Source organism: Nocardia sp. NPDC004711 (assembly GCF_053601595.1).
This window is the reverse complement of sequence record NZ_JBSGCB010000023.1, coordinates 39061-65744: the sequence shown is the minus strand read 5'-3', so window position 1 is coordinate 65744 and position 26684 is coordinate 39061. Positions and strand designations below refer to the sequence as shown.

28 protein-coding genes and 1 riboswitch are annotated in these 26684 nt (G+C 65.5%); of the genes, 9 read left to right on the top strand and 19 right to left on the bottom strand.

Translation table 11 applies throughout. From position 1 onward, the window contains the following. Positions 1 to 303: 303 nt before the first annotated feature. From ACWEKS_RS24000 to ACWEKS_RS23990, 3 genes are all read right to left on the bottom strand, one after another. Complete coding sequence (locus ACWEKS_RS24000; RefSeq protein ID WP_452342137.1) at positions 304 to 1500, bottom strand: SPFH domain-containing protein; 1197 nt, start codon at positions 1498 to 1500, stop codon at positions 304 to 306. Positions 1501 to 1765: 265 nt separating this feature from the next. Further along, the gene (locus ACWEKS_RS23995) at positions 1766 to 1978 is read right to left on the bottom strand and encodes a DUF397 domain-containing protein (protein ID WP_452342136.1); all 213 of its coding nucleotides are present in this window, start codon (positions 1976 to 1978) and stop codon (positions 1766 to 1768) included. A 2-nt stretch (positions 1979 to 1980) separates the two neighbouring features. Then, complete coding sequence (locus tag ACWEKS_RS23990) at positions 1981 to 2865, bottom strand: helix-turn-helix domain-containing protein (protein ID WP_452342135.1); 885 nt, start codon at positions 2863 to 2865, stop codon at positions 1981 to 1983. 161 nt (positions 2866 to 3026) lie between these two features. On the opposite strand from ACWEKS_RS23990, the gene ACWEKS_RS23985 reads away from it, so the two are divergent. Next, complete coding sequence (locus tag ACWEKS_RS23985) at positions 3027 to 3416, top strand: hypothetical protein (RefSeq protein ID WP_452342134.1); 390 nt, start codon at positions 3027 to 3029, stop codon at positions 3414 to 3416. Continuing rightward, the gene (locus ACWEKS_RS23980; RefSeq protein ID WP_452342133.1) at positions 3403 to 3708 is read left to right on the top strand and encodes a hypothetical protein; all 306 of its coding nucleotides are present in this window, start codon (positions 3403 to 3405) and stop codon (positions 3706 to 3708) included. Before ACWEKS_RS23985 ends, ACWEKS_RS23980 begins: the two co-directional genes overlap by 14 nt. A 93-nt stretch (positions 3709 to 3801) precedes the next feature. On the opposite strand, the gene ACWEKS_RS23975 is transcribed toward ACWEKS_RS23980, so the two are convergent. Both ACWEKS_RS23975 and ACWEKS_RS23970 read right to left on the bottom strand, forming a co-directional pair. Further along, the gene (locus tag ACWEKS_RS23975) at positions 3802 to 4131 is read right to left on the bottom strand and encodes a hypothetical protein (protein ID WP_452342132.1); all 330 of its coding nucleotides are present in this window, start codon (positions 4129 to 4131) and stop codon (positions 3802 to 3804) included. 199 nt (positions 4132 to 4330) lie between these two features. Then, complete coding sequence (locus ACWEKS_RS23970; RefSeq protein WP_452342131.1) at positions 4331 to 5611, bottom strand: phthiocerol/phthiodiolone dimycocerosyl transferase family protein; 1281 nt, start codon at positions 5609 to 5611, stop codon at positions 4331 to 4333. A gap of 80 nt (positions 5612 to 5691) precedes the next feature. On the opposite strand from ACWEKS_RS23970, the gene ACWEKS_RS23965 reads away from it, so the two are divergent. After that, entirely contained in the window at positions 5692 to 5946 is a 255-nt protein-coding gene (locus tag ACWEKS_RS23965; protein ID WP_452342130.1) for an acyl carrier protein, read from the top strand. Here ACWEKS_RS23965 and ACWEKS_RS23960 read toward each other — a convergent pair. Then, positions 5943 to 7403 (bottom strand): class I adenylate-forming enzyme family protein, encoded by a 1461-nt coding sequence (locus tag ACWEKS_RS23960; RefSeq protein WP_452342129.1) that lies wholly within the window; start codon positions 7401 to 7403, stop codon positions 5943 to 5945. The genes ACWEKS_RS23965 and ACWEKS_RS23960 overlap by 4 nt on opposite strands. 668 nt (positions 7404 to 8071) lie before the next feature. On the opposite strand from ACWEKS_RS23960, the gene ACWEKS_RS23955 reads away from it, so the two are divergent. Further along, positions 8072 to 8266, top strand: coding sequence for a hypothetical protein (locus tag ACWEKS_RS23955; protein WP_452342128.1), 195 nt, complete (start codon positions 8072 to 8074; stop codon positions 8264 to 8266). Here the strand turns inward: ACWEKS_RS23955 and ACWEKS_RS23950 are convergent. Both ACWEKS_RS23950 and ACWEKS_RS23945 read right to left on the bottom strand, forming a co-directional pair. Further along, complete coding sequence (locus ACWEKS_RS23950) at positions 8256 to 8879, bottom strand: response regulator (RefSeq protein WP_452342127.1); 624 nt, start codon at positions 8877 to 8879, stop codon at positions 8256 to 8258. The genes ACWEKS_RS23955 and ACWEKS_RS23950 overlap by 11 nt on opposite strands. Further along, positions 8876 to 10060 (bottom strand): sensor histidine kinase, encoded by a 1185-nt coding sequence (locus ACWEKS_RS23945; protein ID WP_452342126.1) that lies wholly within the window; start codon positions 10058 to 10060, stop codon positions 8876 to 8878. The genes ACWEKS_RS23950 and ACWEKS_RS23945 overlap by 4 nt, the downstream gene beginning before the upstream one ends. 113 nt (positions 10061 to 10173) lie before the next feature. Between ACWEKS_RS23945 and ACWEKS_RS23940 the strand changes: the two genes are divergently transcribed. Next, on the top strand, positions 10174 to 11673 hold the full coding sequence (locus ACWEKS_RS23940) for a cytochrome P450 (protein ID WP_452342125.1): 1500 nt from the start codon (positions 10174 to 10176) through the stop codon (positions 11671 to 11673). A 329-nt stretch (positions 11674 to 12002) separates the two neighbouring features. Here the strand turns inward: ACWEKS_RS23940 and ACWEKS_RS23935 are convergent, their stop codons facing one another. From ACWEKS_RS23935 to ACWEKS_RS23925, 3 genes are all read right to left on the bottom strand, one after another. Further along, positions 12003 to 12233, bottom strand: a complete 231-nt coding sequence (locus ACWEKS_RS23935) for a DUF6400 family protein (RefSeq protein ID WP_357280022.1) — start codon at positions 12231 to 12233, stop codon at positions 12003 to 12005. 507 nt (positions 12234 to 12740) lie between these two features. Beyond that, positions 12741 to 13886 (bottom strand): phosphoribosylaminoimidazolecarboxamide formyltransferase, encoded by a 1146-nt coding sequence (locus ACWEKS_RS23930; protein WP_452342124.1) that lies wholly within the window; start codon positions 13884 to 13886, stop codon positions 12741 to 12743. Between the two features lie 28 nt (positions 13887 to 13914). Then, positions 13915 to 13994: riboswitch (ZMP/ZTP riboswitch) on the bottom strand. A gap of 528 nt (positions 13995 to 14522) precedes the next feature. Continuing rightward, complete coding sequence (locus tag ACWEKS_RS23925; RefSeq protein ID WP_452342123.1) at positions 14523 to 15518, bottom strand: helix-turn-helix transcriptional regulator; 996 nt, start codon at positions 15516 to 15518, stop codon at positions 14523 to 14525. A gap of 104 nt (positions 15519 to 15622) precedes the next feature. Here ACWEKS_RS23925 and ACWEKS_RS23920 point away from each other — a divergent pair, with 104 nt between their 5' ends. Next, positions 15623 to 16021: a VOC family protein gene (locus tag ACWEKS_RS23920; RefSeq protein ID WP_452342202.1), complete on the top strand. Its 399-nt coding sequence runs from the start codon at positions 15623 to 15625 to the stop codon at positions 16019 to 16021. Positions 16022 to 16376: 355 nt separating this feature from the next. Here ACWEKS_RS23920 and ACWEKS_RS23915 read toward each other — a convergent pair whose 3' ends face one another. The 4 genes from ACWEKS_RS23915 to ACWEKS_RS23900 form a co-directional block, all read right to left on the bottom strand. Next, positions 16377 to 17141 carry a MerR family transcriptional regulator gene (locus ACWEKS_RS23915; protein ID WP_452342122.1) on the bottom strand — a complete coding sequence of 255 codons (765 nt, stop codon included), beginning with the start codon at positions 17139 to 17141 and terminating at the stop codon, positions 16377 to 16379. A 13-nt stretch (positions 17142 to 17154) separates the two neighbouring features. After that, on the bottom strand, positions 17155 to 18069 hold the full coding sequence (locus ACWEKS_RS23910) for an alpha/beta fold hydrolase (protein ID WP_452342121.1): 915 nt from the start codon (positions 18067 to 18069) through the stop codon (positions 17155 to 17157). 348 nt (positions 18070 to 18417) lie between these two features. Further along, entirely contained in the window at positions 18418 to 18969 is a 552-nt protein-coding gene (locus ACWEKS_RS23905; protein WP_452342120.1) for an ATP-dependent Clp protease proteolytic subunit, read from the bottom strand. Between the two features lie 119 nt (positions 18970 to 19088). Next, the gene (locus ACWEKS_RS23900; RefSeq protein WP_452342119.1) at positions 19089 to 19415 is read right to left on the bottom strand and encodes a helix-turn-helix domain-containing protein; all 327 of its coding nucleotides are present in this window, start codon (positions 19413 to 19415) and stop codon (positions 19089 to 19091) included. Positions 19416 to 19744: 329 nt separating this feature from the next. Here ACWEKS_RS23900 and ACWEKS_RS23895 point away from each other — a divergent pair, with 329 nt between their 5' ends. Continuing rightward, positions 19745 to 20563: a thioesterase family protein gene (locus ACWEKS_RS23895; RefSeq protein WP_452342118.1), complete on the top strand. Its 819-nt coding sequence runs from the start codon at positions 19745 to 19747 to the stop codon at positions 20561 to 20563. Positions 20564 to 21057: 494 nt separating this feature from the next. Further along, on the top strand, positions 21058 to 21567 hold the full coding sequence (locus ACWEKS_RS23890) for a DUF4442 domain-containing protein (protein ID WP_452342117.1): 510 nt from the start codon (positions 21058 to 21060) through the stop codon (positions 21565 to 21567). A gap of 148 nt (positions 21568 to 21715) precedes the next feature. On the opposite strand, the gene ACWEKS_RS23885 is transcribed toward ACWEKS_RS23890, so the two are convergent. After that, positions 21716 to 22519 (bottom strand): thioesterase family protein, encoded by an 804-nt coding sequence (locus tag ACWEKS_RS23885; protein ID WP_452342116.1) that lies wholly within the window; start codon positions 22517 to 22519, stop codon positions 21716 to 21718. 274 nt (positions 22520 to 22793) lie between these two features. Between ACWEKS_RS23885 and ACWEKS_RS23880 the strand changes: the two genes are divergently transcribed. Further along, positions 22794 to 23243 carry a DUF3592 domain-containing protein gene (locus ACWEKS_RS23880; protein ID WP_452342115.1) on the top strand — a complete coding sequence of 150 codons (450 nt, stop codon included), beginning with the start codon at positions 22794 to 22796 and terminating at the stop codon, positions 23241 to 23243. Between the two features lie 30 nt (positions 23244 to 23273). On the opposite strand, the gene ACWEKS_RS23875 is transcribed toward ACWEKS_RS23880, so the two are convergent. The 3 genes from ACWEKS_RS23875 to ACWEKS_RS23865 form a co-directional block, all read right to left on the bottom strand. Beyond that, positions 23274 to 24002 (bottom strand): Imm52 family immunity protein, encoded by a 729-nt coding sequence (locus ACWEKS_RS23875; protein WP_452342114.1) that lies wholly within the window; start codon positions 24000 to 24002, stop codon positions 23274 to 23276. Between the two features lie 212 nt (positions 24003 to 24214). Beyond that, positions 24215 to 25045 carry an SDR family oxidoreductase gene (locus ACWEKS_RS23870; protein ID WP_452342113.1) on the bottom strand — a complete coding sequence of 277 codons (831 nt, stop codon included), beginning with the start codon at positions 25043 to 25045 and terminating at the stop codon, positions 24215 to 24217. A gap of 35 nt (positions 25046 to 25080) precedes the next feature. Continuing rightward, positions 25081 to 26652, bottom strand: coding sequence for a succinic semialdehyde dehydrogenase (locus tag ACWEKS_RS23865; protein WP_452342112.1), 1572 nt, complete (start codon positions 26650 to 26652; stop codon positions 25081 to 25083). Positions 26653 to 26684 lie beyond the last annotated feature (32 nt).

Sequence of the window (26684 nt, the reverse complement as noted above, 5' to 3'; positions counted from 1 at the left end):
TCTCGCTCGAATCATGACCCGGGAGCGGGGGCGTCCAGGGTTGAGGGTCGGCCGGGCGTGGGGTGGCCGGGTCGCTACGCGGGAGCGGCGGCGGGCCGGAGGGGTGTGGGGGCTGGTTGTCGTTCATCTGGGCTCACTCGGTGCGGCGGACTCGAGGGTCACGCATTGCGGTGGAAGGGATTTCGGGACGCACCGAGTTGTCGGGCGTTGGGTTCCAGCGGGGTACGGCGGCGGACCCGTCGGCAGTCGAGGGTGCCGACGGGTGCGGCCGGGCCGGGTCGGCCGGGCTGGGCGGGGAGACTGCTACTGCGGGGGCAGGGGCGGCGGGGTGCCCGGGAGCGGGGGCGGGGTGGCGAAGAGGGGCTGGAGGGCGGGGACGGAGCCGGCGGGTTGCCAGCCGGGCATGCCCTCGGTCCAGACGTTCGTGTCGCGGGTCAGCTGGCCGGACGAGACGTACTGGCGTAGTTGGTCGATGGGGAACGGTCCCGCGGCCTGGCCGGCGTTGTCGAAGTGGAACTGCTGCTGGCCGGGGAGCGGCGGCGGGGCCGCCTGCTGGGGCGCGGCGGGCTGCGCGTAGCCACCCTGCTGGGGCTGGGCGTAACCGGGTTGCTGGGGCTGGGCGATGCTGCCCTGCATGGCGCCGGCCATCTGGCCGCCGAGGACCACGCCCATACCGGCCTGCATGGCGGCTCCCATTCCGCCGCCGGGGTTCTGGGCGGCGGCGAGCATGGCGTCGGCGGCCTGCATCTGCTGATAGCGGTTGAGGTCGACATTGTTCATGAAGCCGCCGGCTTCGACGCCGCGCGCCACGCCGCGGGTCATGGCCTGCTGGATCTCCTCCGGCAGGGAGATCGTCATGGTGACGCCCTCGACCCCGATACCGAAGCCGGACAGCCGCTGACCGACGAATTCGCGCAGCTTGTCGGACAATTCGACCTGGCGGCCCTGCAGATCGATGGCGCCCAGGCCGCTGGCCAGCACCATGTCGGAGAAGGCCAGCGCGACATTGGCGCGCAGCTGCTCGCTGAGCACGTCGGCGTCGACCTCGGCATTGGTGCCGATCATCTGGCGCAGGAACACCTCGATGTCGGTGACGCGGACGTTCGCGGTGCCGTTGGCGCGGATCTGCACCATGCGGAAGTCGGGGTCACGCACGGTGACCGGTTGCGGTGTGCCCCAGCGCATGTCGGTGACGGCGCGAGTGTTCATGTAGTACACCTCGGACCGGAACGGCGAGTTGAAGCCGTGCCGCCAGGCCTGCAGGGTGGACATGATCGGCATGTTCTCGGTGGTCAGCTGGTAGTGGCCGGGACCGAACTTGTCGGCCAGCTGCCCGCGGTAGACGAAGACCGCCTGCTGCCCCTCCCGGACGATCAGTTCCGCGCCGTTCTTGATCTCGTTCTCGTAGCGGGGAAACCGCCACGCCAGCGTGGTGCGAGTGTCATCCAACCATTCGATGACGTCGACGAATTCGCCGCGGATCATGTCGAACAGGCCCATTGAGTTCTCTTTCCTCCCTCGGGCGCTGCGCCCGACCCCGGCCGAGTATGGCACAGGGTCGCCGGCGCGCGCGGTCACCGTCGTGTGGCTATCGAGCCAACCACAGGCAGTGTTAATCATTCATGAACGACCATGGCCCGCGCGGGCTTTCCCGCGCGGGCCATATCAATCCGCTACCAAATCCCCGTCGCGCCCGGAGCTCATCGTCGCGATCCCCCACCGAGCCAAACGATCTTGCCGGAGAAGTGGATCCGGCGGGCCTGGATCAGGCGGGAGAGTCGAGTTCCCCGGCCACCACACCTGCGGTGAAGGCGTCCCACTCGCTGGGGGCGAACACCAGCGCTGCGCCGGTCGGATTCTTGGAGTCACGAATCCCGACCAGTCCCCCATCGAGGAACGCGACCTCAACGCATTCGGAGTTCCCCGAGCTATGCGTGCTCTTGAACCACTGCTCCCGGGTACGGAGGCGATCATTCACTGTCAGGAGTCCCTTCTTGCGACCTGCCGCAGCAGGTTCCGGCTGATCGCGGCGTCCAACGCGGCGTGCTGGATCGTCGCGAACGCCCGACGGTACTTGCCGACGTCGGCTTCTTCCTCAAGGTACATATCCCCGGTGTAACTCTCGACATAGATGACCGTCGGTTCGGCGACACCTTTCGGGTCCGGTTTGAAGTCGAGCGTGACGAACGGCCCGACTGGGGTCCCGAGTGGGAATCCGGCGCGGAAGGGCAGGACACGAATGGTGATGTTCGGGCGGGTACCGAGGTCGGCGAGATGCCGCAGTTGCGCCGCCATCGTCACGTCATTGCCGACTGTTGTGTGCAGCGCTGACTCGTGGAGCACGAGATCGATGGTGATGGGAGCCCTCTTGCGAGTGATGATCGTCTGGCGTTTGAGCTTCAGTTCGATCCGTCGATCCTGTTCTTCCTCACCGTCTTTCGGAAAGTAGATCCTGTTCAGCGATCGGGCGTAGTCGGAGGTTTGGAACAGTCCAGGGACGAGATCGGGACGGTAGATCTCCATCGCGCCCGCTTCGGTTTCCATCCGCATGTAGACATCGAAGTTCGCCCGAATGAGGTCATTGAAGCTGTTGTACCAGGTCTTTTCGGCAACCTGCCGGGCGAGCTCGATCATGGCGTCGGTCTTCGCGTCCGCAATCTCGAGGATCTTGCCGAGCTCACGAAGATCTCGATCGAGAATCCTGCCGGGCTCACCCCGCTCCAACCGGGAGTATTTGCTGTGGCTCCATTGCATCGCAGCCGCAACCTCGGCCTGCGTGAGTACCGTGTTCTCCTCGCGCTGACGGCGTATGTATCGCCCGAGCTGCCGACGTGGCAGCGAAGCGCGCGGAATCTCCTCGGGCATCGCTAACTCCTCGACTCTGTCAGGGTGGCACTGCTCCGATCCCAGAGTGACACCGCTGCTGCGGCTTTGCCCTCGTTTCCCGAAAATCCCGGAATGACAATGTCATAGGAGGTCGATGGTGATGTGCTGGTACGACAACGACGGCACACAGGTAGGTGACTATGTCCAGCAACAACCCGTGGTCTGTGCAGGCGATCATCGACCGCATCGAACGAGAGAAGCGACAAGCCGCCGACCCCGAACCTCCATCGAAGGAGAGCGCTACGGTCGGGTATTCGGTGCGCGGGCTGTGGTCGTGCTACTCCGATCCCGGCGAACTGACTGCCGCACAAGCACATATCGCGATGCAACTGCATCTCCAATGCGGAGTCGACACCTGTGCGGTGCGTTGGCGGGCGCGCACCGCCCTGGTCACATCCGGGCGCATGGTCCTCGACCCCCGGGCGGCGCGAACACCGCCGTCGGCACACAGATCCCTGTTCACCCTGCTACGTGCCGCGGTATTCGGCTACAGCACACTGCTTTTCGGTGGTCGCCATGCCCTGCGATGACCCGGACCTGATCGAGATCCAGGTCATCCAGGACGTCCTCGACACCATCGAAACCCGTCTGCGCGACCGCGAACGCCACGGCTGGCGCTTGACCGTCCCCCGCTCCCGCGTCTACGCAACCCTGCTGCACGCGGTCATCGTCAGCGCTCGCGAATGCCACCGCCTCCCAGCCACACTCGACCGCGCCGCCATTCTCGACACCATCCTCGACGGCGCCGAACCCGCGAGCCACGATGCCGCCGACCGACCGATCGACGACGTCATCGACCGCCACACGGTGCCCGTGAACTGAATTCGGCCAGCGGGTCTAGGCAGGCACCTGGCCGAGCAGGTCTCCGATGACTGGTCGACAGCCTGCCCCGTCGAAGCAGCTGTGCGGAGCACCTCACTGCGCAGGAAGACGGTCCCAGCTGTAGGCATCCGGCATGTTGTGCCTGCCGCCGGAATTCTGGTTCTGGATCACCGCATTGGCGGTATACGACGAGCCATCGGTGAACACCACGACGCATTTCAGATGCGCGGTCTCCTCTCGCATCGTGTCGTGGACATGCGGTGTGCACGACACCGACCGCACCGGCCGGTGGTCCTTGGCGGTGATGTTCTCCTTCATGGCGTTCTGCAGGGCGACGTAGGCATCGTTGTCCGGCCCGCATCCGGCCACGAGCGCCAGCGAGGCGAGGATCACGACCGGCCCGGCCCGCCGAGGGAAGCTCATAGCACCCATCCCACCACCGCGGTCCGCGGACGGCACGGTTTCGATCGCATCGACGGGTCGGCCGGCGAACGACCTCATCAGCGAGGGCGCTCTCGAAGGACTCGAATCCGCCCGCGCCAGATGACGACTCGGCGGCCGGCCAGGTCGGCCTCCGGGACCTCGTCCACGACGCGCAGCGTGCTGCGATCGGCGTGGCGCTCTATCCAGCCAGCTCGAGCCGGGCCACTACGTTGTCGGTGAGCTTGGATACCTCGTCATCGCTCATCGCAAGTGCCGAGTACCCGACGCTGAGGTCGAGGCCACCGAGCCGCTCGTTGGCGATCACGAACAGTGATGGGCCGAACATGTCGAGCGAAACGGCCCTGGTGACGTCCTCGAGCGTGTAGTCGCCGTAGCCGGCCTGCAGGCCGGACTCGCCGGTCGTGGTCACAGCAAGTCCGTCGAGGCGCCGGTTGTTCCGGATCCCTGGGCCGGCTTCGTGCCGATACACCTCCCATCCCGGAAACTTCATCATCGAGGCGGACTCGTGGTCCTTGGCCAGCGCGGCGATCAGCTTGAACGAGACGTCACGGGCGGTTGCCCAGAAGTCGTCGGCTATCGGGTGCTCGGTGCGCAGGATGTCGACATAGCAACCGAAGGTCTCGCGCGGCCGCGCGAGTCTACTGAGGCGACGAAGGTCGACCGTGGTCAACACGGTCATGGCATCGAGCCTGTACCGCTCGCGCATGGCAAGCAGGAAGGCTGCCGTTACCGCACCGTGAGGCGTCGTTCTGTTGGCTTTGACGGCATCCATGAGCGTTGCCGTTACGCCGGGCTCGAGGCGACGAGCCAGTACTCGCGTTTCTTTCTTCCGGTCGGGTACCACCTGCTTGGGTAGCCGAATGGCCGGCGTATAGGTGGTCTTCTTGCCATTGCCGGACTTGCTGAGCAGGCTGTCCTCGATCGACGGGGGCAACGTGGTGTCGAGCGGGCGTTTGAGTTGCGCCGCGGCTGGATCGGCGAGGAACTCGAGAAGCTGGCGAGCGAGCATGTTGGCGGACTGGGCGTCGAGCGTCGCGTGATCGGCGCAAATGAGGATGTGGTTGAGGTCGGCGTCGGGCGACTGCCGCACCAGTGTTATCCGCAAGCGCGGATGGTTGCCCTTCGGGATCGGTGTGCGGATCTCAGAGGCGAAAACCGTGCGCCAAGCGTCCGGGTCGGTGTCGTCGAGCACGTTCAACGGGATCTCCGTCGTGCCCTCGGTGTCGAACCAGGGCCGGCGATAGGCGAAGAACGGCATGTGTCGCCAGACGAGCTTGCCGTAGCGGATATGAGCGCGAAGGATAGGGTGCTGGGTCTGTAGCCAGGCGAGCGCGGCCGTCACCAGCGCCGGATCGAGGCGGCCGCGCACATGCAGCACCTGCATGGTGATCAGCCCGCCGTGTACATGCAAATGGCTGAGCAGTTGTTCCTTTTCGCCCAGCGGACGTGTATCGCCCAAGCCTTCCTCCCACGTTTTCGAATACCATTCCAGGTCGCGCTGAAATTGGCTAGCATGCCGACTACATAAGGGACTCAGTGATGAACGATGTCGAACGACCGATAGTCGAGTATATCTCCGCGATGGTGGCCGAAACCGGCGGTTCGCCGGTCGATCGCGAGACCCCTTTGCTCGAGGCAGGCCTGCTGGACTCGATCAGTTTGGTAAAACTTGTGTATTTCCTCGAGGAACGATTCAAGATCAGCATCCCGGACACGGAGATACGGCCGGAGCTATTCGAATCGCCTGCGAACATAGCGGCCTATGTTTCGCAGCGAGCGGCTCAGCCCGCCTAGAGCTCGCGCAGCCGCGCACGGAGCACCTTGCCGGCCGCGCTCCGCGGCAGTGCGTCGATGAACGCGATCTCGTCCGGGACTTTCTGAACCGACAGCCTGTCGCGGGCATAGCGGATCAACTCATCGGCCGACACCTCCGCCCCTTTGACGACAAACGCGATCAGCCGATTGCCGTTGCGCGAGTCCGGGAGACCCGCTACTGCGGCTTCGGCGACAGCAGGCAAGGTCATGAGCGTCTCCTCCACCTCGATGGGGTCGATCTTGTAGCCGGATACCTCGATCAACAGCTTGCTGCGGCCACGGATGAAGATGCGACCTTCTTCATCGAGCGAGGCAAGATCGCCGGTCCGGAACCAGCCCTCATCGAACGCCTCGGCATTGGCCACGGCATCGCCGAGATAGCCCTGCATGAGCGAGGATGATCTGATTTCCATTTCGCCGACGGCTGGGCCGAATTCGGTGTCGAACGGGACAACGCGGACCCTGGCGTCGCCCGCGGGCTTGCCCACCGAGGCCCAGCTCGCGTCGAGATCGGCGGAGTTGTTGTGCGAGAACATGCTCGCTTCGGTCGAGCCGTAATCCTGACGAAGTGGGGTACCCAGGCGCTCGCGCACCGCTTCGAAGATCGGCCGTTTCAGTGCGACGCCGCCCGAGAAGGCCAGGCGCATGCTCAGGTCGAAACTGCCGGTCTGACCAGTGACGATTTCGTACATTGCCGGAACGGCGCCCATGACGGTGACGCGCTCGCGGACCATGGTGTCGAGCAGCTTCTTGCGTGAAAGCGCCAGCGGCAGGCGATCGCTCCAATAGAGCGTCGTCGCACCGCCGGCGACGGTTTGCGTAGCGCCCAGTAAGAAGCCCAGCGAGAAGTTGCCCGGCAGAATGTCCACGACGATATCGTCCGGCTGAATTTCCCAGGCTGTGCTGGCTCGTTCACCATCAGCGACGAGTTCGGCATGGGTGTGCGGCACCACCTTGGGCAACCCGGTCGAGCCGGACGAGAAGAGGTAGAGCGCCGTTGTATCGCCTCCCAGTTTCGGCAGCTGGGTGGTTGCGTTTCCTTCGGGAAGGGCACTCGTCAAGAGCAAGGGAATGCCGGGGGCCGCATCTGCGATCAGTGTCTCGGCAACAACGGCAAGACCGGGAGTTGAGATGACTGCGCGGGGTCCGGTCTTCTGCGCGAGTGCGGCAAGTTCGGATCGCGTGGCCGTCTCGCCCAGAGGCATCGCGATGGCGCCGATGGCGAAGAGCGCGTGGGCGGTCACGAAAAGATCGGGCGAGTTCGGTATCAGCAGGGCAACGGGATCACCGCGCCCGATGCCACGGTCGATAAGGCCGGCGGCGAGCCGGCCGATCCGCTCGACCAAAGCGGCGTAGGGCGTAAATGCTTCACCCTGCCGCAATCCGCTGGTGATCGGTGCCCGCGCTGTCAGCGCGAGCAGGTTGTCGTAGATCATCTCTACTCCGCAGGGTCCGCCCCCTCTGTTCGTAAGGATAGAAGTGGGATGCGGCATCTACAAGCCGTCAGCGATTACGCCGGCAAGTCAGTTGGAGAACGCCGGTATCGAACGTCCAAGCTTCTGCCAGTTCCAAACCAAGCCTTTATCGTGGTCGTCATTGAAAATGGCTGGATGCCGCCGCCAAAAGGACCAGCGAGACAAGGAGGCTCAGTTCAAGTCCAGGCGACGGCACCTCAATTCGGTCCTGTCGCAAGCGATTTCCGTGTCCGCGACGAGTTCTTCTCCGCTGACAACACCGTGCTATCGATCATCGAAGGCCAAGGGTCCGAGTGTTCTCGAGCTCGGCGCCGGGAAGCGAACGAAGTAAACAGCCATTGAATTCGGCATGTCAAACCCCACGGTCGGGCGACCAGCGGCATGGAAATGCGCTGCGGCCGTATAGTAGCCGGGCCGAGTTGATCCGGGTGTTTCGACTATCCGGGTAGTTCGGGCACGTCGAAATCCAGTGCGGCTGCGAGGTTTATCGCTCTGCGGGGAGTGACGCATTGCCGGGTCAGGCTTTGCAGATCAAGCCGGTTGTGGCGGGCTTGGAACAGGAACAGTGCGGCGGGATGCTGTCGTAGCTGATCGGTGCTCGCGCCAGAAGAGCACGCTGCCATGCACGCATGAACGGCCAATCCAACCGTTCCAAACACGCACTACAGCTGAGAAATTGGCGCGAAATCACTGTTCTACAGCTGATTGTGCGGGATTGCACCGGCCGTCCGAAACTCGGGCATGAGCGCACGTTGCCCGGGATTGATGCCGAACGCGTGGAAGGCGTATTGGCTTCCGATGAAGCGTGGCACTTTACGGCGTGACAAGGAGCCCGCGTGCCAGGGCTGTTGTGACCGCAGCGGTGCGGTCCGACACGTCGAGCTTGGCGAATGCTCGCTGGAGGTGGGTTTTGACGGTTGTTTCGCTGATGTGCAGGGCTTGACCGATCTCGGCATTGGTCGATCCGTGTGCGACGCGTCGTAGGACTTCGAGTTCACGCGCTGACAGCTCGGTCTGCGACTGGCGGTTTCGGCGATGCAGCCGGGCGCTCACCGAGGGTGTCAGGACCGTCTCGCCGCGTGCGGCTGCGCGTACGGCGGTGGCGATTTCGGCCCGTGAGCTGTCTTTCAGTAGGTATCCGCACGCGCCTGCCTCCACAGCACGCAGGATGTCGGTGTCGGTGTCGTACGTGGTGAGGACCACTACCCGGGTCTCGGGGCAGGCGGCCAGTATCGCCTGGGTCGCCGCGGCGCCGTCGATCTCGGGCATCCGCAGATCCATCAGCACCACGTCAGGTCGAAGTGCGGTGGCCACCGTGATGGCCTCGGCCCCTCCGGCGGCCTCGCCGACGATGGCGAGATCGGTTTCGCGGGAAAGCATTCCGCACATGCCCTCGCGCACCACCGGGTGGTCGTCGACGAGCAGGACGGTGATCATGCGGGCACCACGAGATCGACCTGAGTACCAGCACCCGGGCTGGTCTGCACGGTGACGGCCGCGCCGATCTCCTGTGCCCGGCTGCGCAGGCCGGGCAGCCCGAATCCATCGACGTCGTCCTCGTCGAAGCCGATTCCGTTGTCCGCCACCGACAGTCGCACACCATGCTCGGTTCGTACGAGATCGACCCTGACCCGGTCGGCGCGTGCATGCTTGCCGATATTGGTCAACGCCTCCTGCGCGGCGCGCAGCAACACCACCTCGGTGCTGGTATCGAGCTGTGGCACAGCGGGATCCACGTTCACGGTCACCGCGATTCCGGTCTCGTCGGTGAGTTTGCGACCGCGGCGGCGCAGGGACTCGGCAAGGGAGCCACGCCTCAGGTCCGGTGGCGTCAATGTTTCGACCATGGTGCGTGCTTCGATCAGGTTCTCTCTCGCGGCGGCCTCGATCAAGGCCAGATGCCGGCGAGCGGCTCCGGGGTCGTTATCCATCTCCGATTCCACGGCCTGGGCCAGTGTCGCGATCCCGGTGAACCCCTGGGTCAGAGTGTCATGAATTTCTCTGGCCAGGCGGGCACGTTCGGTCATCGAACCTGCTTCCCGGGACAGTCGCGCGACATCGGCGCGGCTGCGTTCCAACTGGTCCACGAGCACCGCCAATTGCTCACCTCGGTCGATGGCCAGGGTGATCGTCGCACCGATCGCCGGGTTGAACACGACCGCGATCAACGATATCGCCAGTCCCAGCGGCACCTGGGAGTGAGCGAGAAGAGCGAAGACCACAGGCGTGAAACTGACCGCGGCCGCGGCCGCAATCGCGGCTCGAACCGGCAGCGCCATGTAGATCAGCGCATATACCACCATCACCGCGGCGAGCGCGGGTGGCGACCACCAGGCGGCGGCGTGAAACAACACCAGCACACCGACCACGAACAGCGCCGAATTCCGGTCCACCTTACGTCGATAGAACGCATCGGGATTCCCGCGACGCGGAGCCAGCAACGCGGACCACGCCAGCAGACAGGCCAATGCCGTCAAGCCCGCCCACGTTTCGCCGGCATAGGTGCGCCGCAACACGATGACGAGAACTCCGGTGGCGATGAGGCCACCGACCACGTAAGCGCTCCAGATCCGGTACCAGAAGTCCCACCGCTCGGGCGCAGCACCGGGCGTAGTCATGATCCGACGATAACCCGGATCGTGTCCCGCGGTGTCCTCCGAACGGCGGACGTGTACCCCCTGACCGGCGGCATACGCTGCGACAAAAGTCCACGCGTACAGGGGGATTGGCCATGACCACTACACAGGTAACACCCGACGAGACGCTCTACCCGCCCCGTTGGCAACCCGCGCCGCTGCGCTGGCACTGCACCCCGGTGTCGTGGCGGCAGTCGTGGAAACTCGCCGTACAAGGCATGCCATTGCGGCGCGACCGCACCCTGGCCGAGTTCTATGGAGCACAGCTGCCCGGACAGGACGACATACTCGTGGCACGAATGCCGTTGCTGCGCTTCGTCGTCATACGCAACCCCGAGCACGCACGGCATATCCTGGTGACCAACCAGGCCAACTACACCAAGAGCGCAGAGTACGACATGCTCGCCGTCGCGTTCGGGCGCGGCCTGGTCACCGAGCTCGACGAACAACGCTGGCAACGCAACCGCCGGCTCGTCGCACCCGTCTTCGGAAAACGCAACATCGCCACCCTCTCGGGCCCCATCACCGACGCCGCCCAGGACTGCGCCCAGCGCATTCTCCAACTCGGCGCCCATGGAGCGTCGGTGGACATGAACGCCGAAATGAGCCGGCTCACCCTCGATATCGTCGCCCGCACCATGTTCGGCGTCGACCTGACCGGACCGATGTCGGAGATCACCCTGTCCCGGATGCTGCGGCTGTTCGGGGTCGGGTTCATCGCCGGCACCTCCCGAGGGCTACACGCACTCGCCGAGCTGACCAATCGCCACGACCTGCCCATACGCGTCATGCGGTCCGCCTGCTGGATTCTCGCACCGCGCATGGCCGCCGACCTCCGTCACGTCGAGAAGGTGATCGACCAGTTGATCGCCGATCACCGCAGTGGTGCGATCACCCGCCGCGACAACCTGCTCGGACTGCTGATGGATGCCCAGGACCCAGAAACCGGACACCGCTATACCGACGCTGAGATCCACGACGAACTGATGACTTTCATCGGCGCCGGCACCGAAACCACCGCGACCGCACTCGCATGGACATGGAAACTGCTCGGCGAACACCCCGACGCCCGCGCCCGCCTCTACGCCGAACTCGACGACGTCCTGGGCGGACGCACCCCCACCGCTGCCGACGTCGACCTCCTGCCATGGACGAAAGCCGTTGTCGCCGAGACCATGCGACTCTATCCACCGATCGTCGGACTCGGCCGCGTCGCAAAGACCGACGACATGCTCGGCGACTTTCCGGTTCGCGCCGGAACCACCGTCATCGTCAGCCTCCACGCCCTCCACCATCAAAGCGGAGTATGGGCGGACGCGGGCGCTTTCGACCCTGCCCGCTACCTGACCGAAAACCTGACAGCCACGCAACGTCACGCCACTTTGCCCTTCGGGGCCGGCAAACGCATGTGTGTCGCCCACGTCTTCGCCAACACCGAAGCGGTCCTCGCACTGGCCACCATCGCCCAGCACGTCGAGATGAACCCGGCGACCACCACGCCGATCCGCCCCCAATTCTCCTTCACCGGTGGCCCCAACGGGCCAGTCCCCATGCATATCAGCACCCGGAACACCAACCCGGCAGCCTCCGGGTAGCGATCGAGCGCGGCCGGCGCGGTGGGGGCGTCGAGTTCAGGGTGCTCGTCGTCGATCAACTCACCCACCGATGGCCGACCCCGTATCCGATATTCGGTGCGGGCTCCACGATGGTGAATCCGCCCTGGACGTGCCCGCGAAACTCTCGGCGCAGGTGCGGGTCTTCGCTACCGGCAACGGCCGTAAAACCGACTCGGCCGACCGCAGTGAGCTGTCGAACTCGCGCATCCTCCGCTCACGAAACGCAGCCGAGAGCCGGAGCGGCCAGGTCGCCACTCGCTGGAGGCAACCAGCCGAACACCGGTCATGGTTTGTGCTAGGCGGTGAGATCAGTCGGCGATAGGGCGCATCGCCCGATCCGGCAGGATGCCGGCCTGGACGAGTTCGTCGTAGATCCGCTGCTGCTCATCGTCGAGATTCGAGTACAGCATGTCGTACGCCAGTTCTTCCTCGGCGAGCACCGCGACCGGATCCCAGTCGTCACCGAGCGCCTCGAGGACGGCGCTGCGCCGTCGCACCTCGTCCAGCGTGAGGTCGTAAGCAAAATTGTGGTCGGCCATTTGGCATCTCCAACCAGGTTCTTTCCAAAATGAATTGACGACGATGCCCAATCACGCCGCCTTGGGCAATGACCTGCATCACGTTTCACGGTTGGACTTCGTCACATTTGATGCCCGTGCGCGCGGACTGGACCGCGGAGTAGATGCGTCCACATAGTCGCCACGACACATCCACCGCTGAAATCGGGCGTGGCGACGCCACACCGCCAACAGAGCGGAACTCGCCAATGGCCGTCGCTGGCGAGGTCCTATTGCCAGCCGACCTGATGCTATTTACTCCGACGCGAAAACCCCGCACCGATCGAACCCGAACTGGGCCGTACGACATCAGCGGCCGGTGACGAGCGCGCGATATTCGGCATTTCCGTGCACTCCTGGCCGGGCCCAGTCGGGTGAGATGATCTCAGCCCGTTGATCTTCGGAGTGTTCGCGCTGGCCGGTTCGGCCAGCGCGGTATCCGGCACGAGCGGATGATTGCGATCGATGGGCCTCGGCAGTCGCCGCGATTCAGTGGTGGAAGAGTCGAACTCCGGTGCGGGCGAGGGTGATGCGGTGTTCGCGGCAAGCATCGGCGATAACGTTTGATTGGAGAGCACCGCCGGGCTCGATGACGAGCTCAGCCCCATGTTCGGCAGCAACGTCGATGTTGTCCCGGAACGGTAGGTACCCGTCGGAGACGAGTGAGACGCCCGCGAGCTGATGGGCCCAGCTGACCCGTTCGGCCTCTTCCAGGAATCTGTGGGATCGGGTGAGGCTCGAGACGAGCTCACGCGATTGTGCGGGAGTGAGAGTGCCTGCGGCGGTGGAGATCTGCCAATTCAACCGTTGCTGACGCGCCATCGTCGCAGGCAGTGGCATCTGTTGAACGGCGGGGTGCCGCCGGGTCCACCAGGTGCGTGCCTTACTTCCGGCGAGCAATGTGCAGTCGATTCGCGACTGCTGTCCGGCACCGACACCGATACTCATGCCGTCCCGGACGTAAACGACGGAATTGGACTGGGTGTACCGGGCGGTCACCATGCCCAGCAGTGCATCGATCGTCGCGTTGCGGCTGATGGGGTCGCCGACAGCCACATGCAGCAGGTCTTCGGTGATCGGCGAATGGTCGCAGTCCTGTTCGAAGCTGACGCCGAAGACAGTTCGAATCTCCGTCTTGGGTGGCTGGAATGCGGGATCGATCTCGAATACGACGAATCGCCCGCCCTTCTTGCGGCCCAATGCCGCTACAGTTCCGGGTGCATAACCCGGCGCGATGATGCCATCGGAGACGACCGAGGCCAACAGTTCGGCGAGCTCGTGATCAACCGGTTCGGACACCGCGATCATGTCGCCGTAGGACGAACGAGGATCGGCGTCGCGCGCCCGCACATAGGCCGTCGTGATCGGGCCCACCGAGCTGTCGCCCAATCCCCAACTGTCACGCATGGTTTCATCGAGGTCTCCGGCGAGCGCCGCACCGGCCGGGGAAACGTGCTTGAACGATGCCGCAGCCGCCTTGCCTGTGGCGCGACTGGCCTCGGCGACCAGTTGCCAGGCATTGAGCGCATCGAGGTAGTTGATCATCGACGCCGCGCCGTGCACCACTCGAATATGGTCACCGCCAGCCGATACCCGCGCCTGTTGATGTGGATTCATGCCATAGCGCAAGTCCATTGCCATACCCCGTCTCTCGTCTCGAGATGGGGAGCACCCAGGCGTACGACGCTCCGATACTGCGCTTCCTCGTGGTCGGCCCACGTAACGCCAGTCGCGATCGACCACACGCTAACCCATGACAGACCGAACATCCAGACTGACCAAGGCGCACTGGATTTCGGTATGTGCGTGCGCTCGCACGGCAGGCCCCGCAGCCGACTCCAACCATACGACCAGCGGGAGAAGAGCACGCTGCCATGCCCGCATGAACGGCTAACCCAACCGTTCTAAACGTGCACTACAGCTGAGGAATTGGCGCGAAACGGGCTGTTGCAAATTAGGCGCGGATTTCAGCCATGACCTGAGTACACATGTCTACGTGGACCGCTGTCGACCGATCATGCAGGGCCGCAGGTCATTTGCCCCCGACGTGACGTCACAATCGCCGACTCGGCGCATTTTGCAACAGTCCGGAAACCACTGTTCTACGGCGGACTGTGCGGGACTGCACCGGTCGCCGAAACTCGGCATTTGCCTGCAGTGCCGGCTGCCGTACGGCGCTCGGGCCGTTGGGCTTCCGGCGCCGCGCGCCGGCCGGTCGAACAGCGCGGGTGGCGGTATTCCCGTACGTTCGCGCGGTGTGGCGGCATAGGTCTACCGGTGGGCTTCGGATGGACCGTCGGCGGCTGCGGTGAGTCGGCGGACCAGGGCGCGGACGGCGTCGTTGAGTGCGTCGGGGTGTTCGATGACGAACGGGAGGTTCAGGCCGGCCAGGACGGGGGGAATCCAGTCGAGCTGTTCGGCTCGGATTCTGACCCGGACCCACGGGTGGGTGTCAGGGGGTGGTGAGTCGATCTCGTGCACGGTCGCGATCGTCGCGGGGAGCAGTGGGCGGACCTGGGTGAGGGTGCCCTGGACTCGGATCGATACCTCGTACCGATAGGGCGCCGTGGCAAGTGCGGACAGCAGATGCGCGGTCGGCTCGAATCCCGCTGGCGGAGTGAACGCTCCGGGCAGTGTCGTCACCGCCGTGATGCGGTCGAGCCGGAACTGACGTACTTCGTCACTGTTGCTGTCCATCCCCGTCAGGTACCACCGGCCGGAGTGGGCGACGAGCCCGTATGGATGTACGGTCCGGTCAGTGCGGCGCCCGTTCCGGTCGGTGTAACCGATCGCGACAGGTCGGCGCTCGCGGGTAGCCTCGGCGAGCCGGAGGAGGACCGCGGTCTCGACGGCGACCTCCGAGCGGGCATCCTCGGTGAATTCGGCGGTGCTGATCAGTGCGTCCAGCCGCGCCGTCAGACGTGCGGGCAGGACACGACGGAGTTTGGCCGTCACGCTGTCTGCCGCGTGGGCGGCTGTTGTCGATTGACCGACGCCGCGGGTGGTGAGGAGTCCGAGCAACACAGCCACCGCTTCGTCATCGGTCAGCATCAGCGGCGGCATTCGGTACCCCGGGGCGAGGCGGTATCCCCCGTAGCGGCCACGCACCGATCGAACAGGGATCTCCAGGTCGGTGAGATGGGTGACGTATCGCCTGACGGTGCGTTCATCGACGCCCAGCCGTCCGGCGAGTTCGCCGACGGTATGGGTGCCGCCGGCCTGCAACAACTCGAGGAGGGCCAGCACTCGGGCGGTGGGGCGCGTCATCAGAAAATTCTCGCATGTATACCGGGCGGAAACTGTCCGGTATTGGCACTAACGTGGCCTGCGGGCGGCGCAACCGCCGCCCCAACCAACAAACAGGAGTACGCATGAATCTCGTCTCGATCCGTCTGATCACCGGCGACATCCAACGACTGGTCGGCTTCTATCAGCACCTGACCGGTGTCGAAGCCACCTGGGCGACACCGGATTTCGCCGAAATCGTCACACCGTCCGGCACACTCGCGATCGGAAGCACCCGCACCGTCGCGTTGTTCGCGGCCGGCAGCGCGCGCCCAGCGGACAACCACACCGCGATCATCGAGTTCCTGGTCCCCGACGTCGATGCCGACTACCAGCGGTTGCGCGATACGGTCGACGATTTCGTCAACGAGCCCACGACGATGCCGTGGGGCAATCGCTCATTGCTGCTTCGCGACCCCGACGGCAACCTGATCAACCTCTTCACGCCGGTCACCGCGCAGGCCGTCGCAAAATTTGCCCGCTGACATCCGCGCGTCGGCATGTGTGTGCGGGCGCCTGTGGGGCGCTGGGCTCATCGATCTTCCACAGGCCCGCGCCGGCCGGTTCGGGCCGCGCACTATGCGGCATAGCGCTTCGGTCCCGGGCCGCCCGCAACAGCTGGCGTCGTAGCCGAAAGACGGCAAGAACACCGTGGTCGCGCCCGTCCACAGCGTTCAGTGATGGTGCTGAGCGATGGTCAGGATCCACTCCTCAGTCGTAATCGCCGGTGAGCAAAGGCGATTCGGGATTTGTGAGGCTCAGGTTCGATATGTCGGCGAGCCGGGATGGCCGGCCCAACCGACATATCGCAGCACGACCCGTGACACCAGGGGCCGGCGGTCAGCTGCCGGGCATGGCGGTTCGGCGCCGCTCGGCACGGCGGGCGAGCGTATCGACGATTCGATGCCATGCCGGTGACTCCCTGAGGATCAGGGAAAAGACAGGCGTCGGGTTCGCTGGCCGGCTGCTGTTGCCTTCGTGTTCGATCTCCCATGTTTCCAGGTCGTTGATGAGCCGATCCACGCGCGGATCGTCCGGATCCCAGTCGACTGATTGATCACACACGAGATACAGGCGCATCTTCTCGGGGTCGTCGAAGCCGGCGTTCTTGTCCCGTATCCACTGCGGCACCGCATGCGGGTCCGACGCCTGCATCAGGATCGACCAGTCGCGTTCGAGTCGGACGGTCCGTTCGCTGACTCCGAGACTGCGAAGCCGGTTCAGGATGGCGACCATCTCGGGTTGCAGGACAAGCTCTTCGCCGCTTGCCAATTCGGCGATGCGGCGGCGATGCTCGGTGAGCTGCTCGATCTTGGTCCGCAAGGCGGTGTCGATATCGGTGATGGCAGCTGCGAATTCGGCTGGTTGTGCGTGCAGCAGCGCGTCGATGCGGGCCAGCGGCACTCCGGCATCGGCAAGAGTCCTGATCCGGACCAGATCTACCGCCGCCTGCGCGCTGTAGCGGCGATAGCCGGAGACATCACGCTCAGGCTCGGGCAACAGGCCGACCTGGTGGTAGTGGCGGACGGCCCGCACGGTCACGCGGGCGGTTGCCGCGAGCTGGCCGATCGTGAGCACCGTATGCCTCCGGTCTTCGGGAAACATGGCCAAGCCGAGTTTAGGCGCGAGCCACCCGGTCGACGACGTCGCGGATCGCCTGGACGACGACATCGGCGCGCGTGAAGCACAGCTGGTGGTGGCCGACATCGGAGACGACGCGATGTTCCCCGACCGACACCGTGCTCACCACGGCCGTGGCCATCCTCCTCATGCCCTCGTGTATCGCATGTATCGTCTGCTCCGGCATCGACGCCCGCGGGCCGGGGTCGGTGCCTTCGGCGGTGAGCGCGACCACCGGTACGTCGGGAATGTCCGGGCCGGCACGCAGTTCGTCCGCGAGTGCAACCAAGCTGCCCCGCTCGGCGATGCCGACCCGGAGCCATTCGTCGCTGACATGGGCTTCGATCAGCGGCTGTCGCATGTGTCGCGGGTAGTCCGCCACCAGTCCGGCGTACATCTCGTGCAGAGCTGGGCGCATCTGCCGGATCTGCTCGGGACCGGACCCCGGCTGCCGGCCGGCAGCCGGGCTCGCCGCAGCGGGCATGAAATCCTCCCAGTCGCGATGGAAACCATCCACCCAGACCAGCCCGGCCACCTCCTGCGGATACAACTGCGTGAACCGATGCGCGTAGGCGCCGCCGAGAGAGTGCGCGACCAGGATGTACGGGGCTGCGAGGTCCTGGGCGTGCAGCAACTCGTGTAGTTCCGTCGCGACCGCGGCGGCGGTGCGCGGCAACGGGACCGGATCGCTGTACCCGCTGCCGCCACGGTCGTACACCACCGCGGTGCAGAACTGCGAAACCCCTTGCTGCACAGCGAAATAGTCCAGACCGACCGCACCCGCTCCCGGCAGGAACACGACAGCCGGCCCGCCACTACCCAACCGATGCACGAAAACGCGGCGGCCGTCGACCTCCTGAAACTCTCCGATCGGCGGAGCAGGCCGAGCCGCGGGAGCGATGTTCTTCGTCATGAAGCAAGGGTGCAACCCCGACGCAGCGTCAGGGTCAAGCCTTCCCGTGGCCCTCGGGCACACGCGGCCGCTCGATGGTTGGCTGGAAAAATCGCGCGATCCGCTACGCGTGAGCCGTGAACCGGTTCCGAGGCTGAGCTGGCCGCGTGCGACGGGCAGCCTTGTCAGAGGGGCGATTTGCGCGTTCAGACTGTGCGTGTCAGCCTCTGACCAGTATCCGGGGCGACTGCCCGCGAAAGCTCGTCAGAGACGCTCAGTTCCATTTCCGTGGTCCTACCGACGGCGAACGAGCACCCGCTGATCTTGGTGGATGCTCGTTCGGATCGGGAAGTCGACCGGCTTGTGCGTTCAGCGCGATTGTTCGCGGGTTGCGGGGCCCTCGATCAACCCGTACTCGACAGCGGCGGAGGTGGTGAGTGTCCGTTGCTGTTCGAGGTCTTGACGGATCTGGTCCGAGTCGCGACCGGTGAGTTCCGCCAGGCGAGCGAGCAGTGTGTCGAACATGGCTCGCGCGTGTTCGAGTCGCGGTTCGACACGACTGAACCCACCATCCAGACGCACCGACGGCTCCCGCAACACGAACTGGGCACTCCGGTAGGCGTAGCGGTGCTCGCACGATGCGAGCAATCCCAGCGCTGCACCGCCGAGCGTGCCACTCACGTAGGCGCTCACGGGCGCGCGAAGCACGTCCAGCACATCGGTGACAGTGCTGGCGTCGAGCAGATCCGCTTCCAGCCCGTACATTTCGAGCCGGATCGGTCGGGCGCTCTCGGCATCGAGCGTCAGCAACCGAGCGCACAACTCGGTGGCAGCCGCGGCGTCCAAGTGCCCGCGCGCGATAACCGTCCGCTGCATGAGCAACGCTTCCGCCGGACCGTCCGGGTGAGGATCGATCCACACGTGTGTCGAGGGCGGCGGGGCCGGAACAGGCTGCGGTTGTTCACGTTTCGCCGGGTAGTAGTTCGGAAACTCCGCCGGCCAAGGCTGCCATTGCGAAGTGGGTGTGCTCGTCTCGATTCTCAAGGCTGTTCTCCGATCCGATTCGATTCAGCTGTCGTACTCGTCACTTGCAACGTGATGCGGCTGTCGACCGCAGCGGCGTACCGCTGCAGCGTCGAGGTCCGCACATCGACGTTCTCCGTCTCCAACCGCGCCACCGCCGACTGCGACGTACCCATACGGGCAGCAACTTCGGTCTGCGACAACCCCGCCGCCCGCCGCCGCTCCACCAGTTCGGCAACCAGCCGCGCACGATCCTCCGACATCCTGCGCAGCGCCATCTCCCGGAACCCGGGTAGCACCGGGAGAGATTCCTCGCCCGGCGACTGGCTCACCTCCTCGCTCATACCTACAACGATATCTCACATTAGATATATCGCCAGGTCCTGAAGCGAAGCGCGTCAGCTGCACCAGCAAGAAGGATCCGACGAGATCCACGATCAGCACCGCCGCGCCTTCCAACGCGCTTATCGGCTACAGGCGAGGGACCGGACTCGATGGTGTGCTGAGACTGCGAATCGATCACTGCCGTGGTCCGCCGCGGCGCGATAGTGCGGCGTGTGGATTTCCTTGCGTCGCAGAACGTTCAGGTCGGCGATCGACCAGACAGTGAAACGTGTTCTAGCATCGGTGAGTATCGCCGCGATGCGGAATAAGACCGGGAGGGGCGCGGGAGATGTCGGATGCGGAGGAGTCGCGAGCCGGGTTTTTCGAACCCCTGGACGGTGGGTTCGTTCCGCTCGAAGCAGCACGGGGACCGTGGGGGCACGGCACGATTGGCGGCCAAGGGCTTACCGCGCTCGCCGCCCGGGAAGCAGAGCGCCACTGCCCGATCGAGGCGGCCGGATGCCGGCTCACTCTCGACTTCGTCAGGCCGACCACGTTCGACGCGATTCAAACGCGGACCGAACTCGTCCGATCGAGCACGCGAGTGACGCTCCTACATTCGGAGCTGCTTCAGTCGGATCGCGTGGTCGTCCGGGCCTCGGCGCTTTTCGTCCGTCCCGTGGAAACGGACAGGGCAGACGGCAATGCCTGGACACCCGCTTCGGAATTTTCACGCCCAGCCATCGTGGCGAGTTCCGGGGAGGCGATCGCGCCGGCACCGATGTTCAGCAGTGCTGGGTATCCCGACGACTGGTCGGGCGACTTCGCTGACCACCGGAACAATGCCCGCAAACGGATGTGGACACCGACGATGATCCCCGCCGTTGCAGGTGAGAAGGCGACCCCCTTCACTCGTGTCGCCACGCTGGCGGAGGCTACGAGTTTCATCACCAACTGGGACGGGGACAGCGTGCCCTTCATCAACGTCGATGTCACCCTGAACCTGTACCGAATGCCCGAATCGGACGGGTTGGGCCTGGAATCGAACGGACAACACGCGGCGGACGGCATCGCAATCGGGTCCGCCACGCTCTATGACGAATACGGCGTCCTCGGAGTATCTTCCGTCACCGCGGTAGCAAACACCCACCGGCAGGTTCACTTCTAGTACCTTCGCGGGACTCCACGGGAAGGACGCGAAGTGCCACCGGTGGTGACGCACGGCCTCCGGCAGTTGCGGACATTCCACCGGCGTCGGATCGGCAGGGCCAGTTGACTTTCGCGTGCCCGCACCGGTCGGCTCGGTCTGCGCGGAAGCGGCAATTGAGTGCATACCGGGGAGCGGTTATCGCCGAACGTCTATCTGCCGGCGGGACTGGTGTACGGGTTTTCCGGCGCGTGTACGGACAGTGTGTTGTCGTCACTGCTGGGCGGACTTGCCGGTGTACTCGCGCTGGCCCGTGGTCGGGGAAATTCTTGCGGCACTTCGGGACATCCGCGATCTGCGGTGGACCGCGATCTCCTGGCGTGGCGGCATCTATCTGTTCGCGCCGGCCGGTGCGGCCAGCGCGGCCAGCGGCAGGAGCGGATGTTGCCCGGTAGAGCTGCGTCCGAAAGGATGAGCCGCAACGATTCTGGTACCGAATGTAGACAGGTGAAGTGATGTCCGCCTCAGCAGAACGTCGATCGTCCGATTCCATCGCTGGGAGCCGAGGCACACGAGAATTGCCTAGTCCTAAGGTACTTCGGCTGATTATGAGCGCATATCCGCCGCTCTTGTTCGCTGGTGTGCGCGTCGCTCATATCGCGGACGACTGGACCTCGGTGCGTGCTACCCACAGAGTTCGTCCGTGGAACTGGAACCCTAACCGGTCCGCATTCGGTGGCACCTTGTACTCGATGACAGATCCGTTCTTCGGGATCATGGCCCGCGGTCAACTCGGGCGCGGCTATCGCGTCTGGACGAGCGCCGCAAGCATTGAGTTCATCGCGCCCGGCCGCGAGATGGTGACCGCCTCCATGTCGCTCCCGTCTGATCACGTCGCGGTCATCCGTGACGCCACGAGCGATGGCGGCAAGTCGATCACAACTCACACCACCGATATCGTTTCCGATCAAGGCGTTCTAGTTGCCCGAGCCAGCCAGCAGCTGTACGTGCGACGCGTCAACTAGTGACCACACCATCCTAAATGCCGACCCACAACGTCAGCACTCGACAGTAGCGGATGTTTTTGTGCCGCAGTCGGTCTCATCGTCGGACGTGCCGCGCCGGCCGGTCCGGTCAGCGCGGTATGCGTTGCGGGATGGGGATGTTGGTCGATCAGTTTGCGGCCGACGCATGGCCTGCGACCGACATTGGCCGACGGGCATCTGCGACGGCCGTCACCACACAGGTGCCCAACCGGCCGACGCGATCGTAGAGCGTTGCGGTGCCGACCGCGATACCGTCGCCGGTGACCTGATCCTGAGCCTGAAGCCCGAGTTCGGGGCCTTCGGGCAACCGCGACAGCGTCAAGGTCATGTCGGTATTGATGTAGCCGATCCCCGCAGATCCCCAATGGCAAACGAAGTTCGTGGCGTCTCCCATCGCAGCCGCTCGCTGAAACGGGGAGATCGGTTCGCCCTCGATCAAGGGAATGAGGTTCTGCCACAGCACTTTACGGTCTGCGTTCCGGCCTGCGGTCAAGTTGTCAGTCCACTCCGACTCGCCGCACTTGAGCAACGGAGGCTCACCATCCGGCGATGTCAGCTGAGCCTGCGGTGCGGGCAATGACGCCTGCGGCTGCCACATCTCACCCGGTGCCGCAGAAGCTGACGCGAGGAAGACCGCACTCGCCCGCGCACGGAGCTCGCCCTGCTGCACGATGGAGGCATCGGCGACGATCACCCGCGTGCCCTCGCGGATGACGGCGCTGTGCACCGCGATCGGTTCGTTCAGTACCGGCCGCAGCATATCGACTGTGAGCCGCGCGGGTATGAAGCCTTCCGCGGGGCAATGCGTTTCCAGCTGACGCGCCAACAGCCCGCACACCGCCGGCCCGTTCACCTGTTTCGACGACCACTGGCTGACCCCGTAGCCATGCGCTTGGTACTGCCCGTCTCGCGCTACGAAGAACGACACCACCGCGATCGGCCCCCCTCTGTCTCCGGCTCGTCAAAACGCATCGATTAGAGCACGTTTCATGGCCTCCCAGAAGATCATCCAGCTCTAGTCGAGCGCACGAAATTCGGCGTGATGGTGCGTTCGCCGACGGGTACTTCGGCCGACCCGAACCGCGCGGGTCGCGGCAAGGCAGGGCGTTGTGCTCCATGATGATTCGAATCGGATCTGCCGACAGCGCCGCGACGTAGGCCGGATCGGGTACGAGTTTCACGTAGCAGATTGGGAGCGCGATTCCATGCACATCCTGCCCGGCGGCACGGCCACCTTCCTGCTGCTGTTCGGCCTGTTCGTCGGCGGATTCGCGATCCGCTCCGCACTGCGTTTGAACCGTGTGCTGCGGCTGCTGCGGCACGGCGAGCACGTCGAGGGGCGGTGCGTGGAGCGCCGGACTGTCGACCGGGGGCCGGGCATGGAGCGGAGCTACACCACCGAGTACGTCTTCGCGTTCCGCACCCGTGACGGCCGCGACATCGAGTTCACCGACCATGCCCCGGGCCCGTTCGGCGTGGCGGTCGGGGCGCCGGTCCGGGTCAGTTACGACCCGGCGGACCCGGCGGCGAACTCCACGGTGGCCGGGCCCGGGGCGTGGGGTCCGGTGGTGATGCCCGCGGTGTTCGCGCTCGGGCTCGGGGTGTTCGCGGTGGGGCTGCTAGCGGGGTTCGTGGCCATGCGGGTCTCGCTCTGAGAAACACGTCCGCACAGCGGCGCGCAGGCGTCAGAACGTGGCGCGGTCGAACGGGATCGGGAGCTTTTCCAGTGCCCCGGCCGCCCGTAGTCGTGCGTTCGCGTCGAGGATCGTCTCGATGGCCGGGGACTCCGTACCGCCACTGGTGAGATCGATCACCAGTCCACCGTGTGCGGTGCGGACGTACGTCGCGGGCAGCCCCCCGGGTGCCAGGGCGGCGCGGCCGGCGGAGAGGAAGACTGCACGGCCGCATCGCGGGTCGCTGTTCGCCAGGTCCCACCGCTCGGCCACCGCACGGTACTCGTGCCTGCCGTACACCTGCCCGGCGTCGATCTCCCAGTGCTCCGCGAGCAGGCGCAGGACCTGCGGAGCGCGCCGGATCACCTCCGCGGTTTCGTCGACCTCCCGCGACCGGAAGGCGAGCACGACCGAGTTCACCGCGTAGTGTGAGGTGCTGCCCGCGTGAATCGCCATGGAGACGTGCGCCGCAGCGGGGTTCTGCGCCCACAGCGACGTCGTGTATCCCACGACGTCGAGGTCGGGACCGGTGTTCGTCCGCTCGATGTAGTCCGCCAGTGCGGGGACCGAGGGCTCCACCACGGGATCGGACGGGCGGTCGCGGCCGGCCTCGTGCCATCTGTGAAACGTCGAGCCGTCGATGTCCGCGAGCACACGCAGCGTGCCGTACCAGCGTTCGGCGATGCCCGGCACGGATTCCGCGCGAAGGCCCCAGCATCCGTTGACTACGACGTCCAGCACGATATGTTCCCCTTCAGGCCTCGGTTCCCCGCCCTGTGTGGCGTGACCGCCACGGTAGATCAGGGGACCGACAGCCTGTCCCCGCTGTTTCAGGCCCGGCCGTATTCGGTGTCGATCCGTACCGGGACGCCCGGTAACGAACACCACCCGGACCGGTCGGTCGGGTGGTGTCGGTGTGTCGCGTCGGAGCGCGCTCGTTGCTCGGGCGCGAATTACTGCTTGCGGCCGGTGAATTCGTCCATGGAGTGGTAGACGCCCACCGTGTTGAGGTAGAAGTCGCGGACCTTGAGCGGGAGGAGGCCGGAGATGGCGCGGTTGAGGCGGGAGGTCCAGGGTAGGACTACCAGGGCGGAGCCCTTCTTCATTTCGGTCCAGGAGGTGTCGACGACTTCCTCCTGGTCCAGGATGGGGGTGAACCAGAAACCCTTGGCGCCGTCGAACATTCCGGTGTTGATGTAGGTCGGGCAGACCGTGGTGAACTTCACGTGCTCGTTGCCGGACTGCTCGAGCTCCAGGCGCACCGAGTCCGACCAGCCCAGTGCCGCCCACTTGGAGGCCGCGTAGACGCTCATGCGGGGGTTGGCCACCAGCCCGGCGGAGGAGGCGATGTTCAGGACGCGGCCCTCGACGCCCTTGTTCGCCACCATGGCCGGCAGGAATTCGAGCGTGATGTACATGGGCGCAAGCGAATTGATCGCCATGGTCTTGTCGATGTCGGCACGGTTGCCGGTCTCCCAGAAGTAGCCGTTGCCGCGCACGATGCCCGCATTGTTGACCAGCACGTCGATTCCGCCGACCTCGGCGCGCACGGCCGCGCCCGCCTCGGCGATGGCGTCGCGGTCGGACACGTCCACCACGTAGTGGTGAATCCGGCTGCCGCCCAGCGCCGCCAGCTCGGCCGCGGTCTCCTTCAGCGCCTTCTCGTTGACGTCCCACAGCACCACGTCGGCGGCCTGCTCGGCCACCGCGCGCTGCGCGAACGACTTGCCCAGGCCCATGGCCGCCCCGGTGACCAGGACCTTCTTGCCCGCTACGGTCTTCATACCCCTCTGTACCCCTGTCGAAATGAACTGCGGAATCACTTCTGCCGCAGCGTCTTCATGACGCCCAGGTAGAGCGTCATGGTCTTGGCCCACAGCTGTTCCGACATGCCCGGCAGCGGTGCGATGGGCAGCACCCGCTGCACCGCGATGGTCTGGGTGTCGATGTACTTCAGCAGGCCCTCGGGCCCGTGCCGCCGGCCGGTGCCGGAGATGCCGAGCCCGCCCGAGGGCGCGGCCACCGAGCCCCACGCGGCGATGAAGCCCTCGTTCACGTTCACCGATCCGGCGCGCACCCGCGCGGCGACCTCGCGGCCGTGGGCGATATCGCGGCTCCACACACTGGCATTGAGGCCGTAGGCGGTGTCATTGGCCTGCGCGACGGCTTCGTCGTCGCTGGACACACGGTAGACCGACACGACCGGTCCGAAGGTTTCCTCGCGGTAGACGGTCATGCCCTCGCGCACGCCCGCGAGAATGGTGGGCTCGTAGAAGTAGGGGCCGAGATCCGGCCGCGCCTTGCCGCCGGCGAGGACCGCGGCGCCCTTGGCGACCGCGTCGTCGACGTGCGTGCTGACGGTGTCGATCTGGCGCGGGAAGGTCAGCGACCCGATCTCGTAGCTGTAGTCGAGAGTCTTGCCCAGGCCCAGTTTCTTTGTGTGGGCCACGAATTCGGTGACGAACTGGTCGTACACCGTGTCGTGCACATAGATTCGCTCGATCGATTCGCACAACTGCCCGGCCGAGGCGAAGCAGGCCCGCACCGCGATCTTGGCGGCGGCCGAGACGTCGGCGTCCGCGAGCACCAGCAGCGGGTTCTTGCCGCCGAGCTCGAGCGAATACCCGATGAGCCGCTCCCCCGCCTGCTGGGCGATGGTGCGGCCGGTGGCGCTGGATCCGGTGTAGTCGACGTAGTCGGCGCGCGCGATGACCTCGGTGCCGACCACGGCGCCCCGCCCGAGCACCGCCTGCCACAGGCCCTTGGGCAGACCGGCGCGCTCGGCGATGTCGATGGCCCAGAGCAGGGTCAGCGCGGTCTGGTTGTCCGGCCGCCCGATGACGGCATTGCCGGCCAGCAGCGCGGGCAGCGCGTCGGAGGCGCCCAGCGCGAGCGGGTAGTTCCACGGCGAGATGACCGCGACCACGCCCTTGGGCCGGTTGCGCACCTCCACCTGGGTGAGGACCGGCATGACGCCGCGCGGCTTGCGGTGCGCCAGAATCGATTTGCCCTCGGCCGCGTAGTAGCGGGTGTTCACCGCGACGTCGGAGACCTCGTCGAAGGCGTGCACCCGGGACTTGCCGGTCTCGAGCTGGATGATGTCGAGGATGGTGTCCTGCTCGGCCAGCACCAGGTCGTGGATGCGGCCCAGCAGCGCGGCCCGCTCCCCGACCGGCACGGTCGCCCATTCCTGCTGCGCGGCGCGCGCGGTGGCGAAGGCGGCCTCGATATCGGTGACCGAGGACTGCGGCAGGTCGGTGATCTTGGCGCCGGTAGCGGGCGCGAACACCTCCACCGAGGGCGCACCGCCCGCGACGGCGTGGCCGAGCAGGCGCTGGACCAGGTCAAAAGGCAGCGCATCGGCGGCGGCGAGCTGCGGGGCAGTCGTCATTGGTCGCCCTCTCGAGGAGTCGGGTGGGGTGA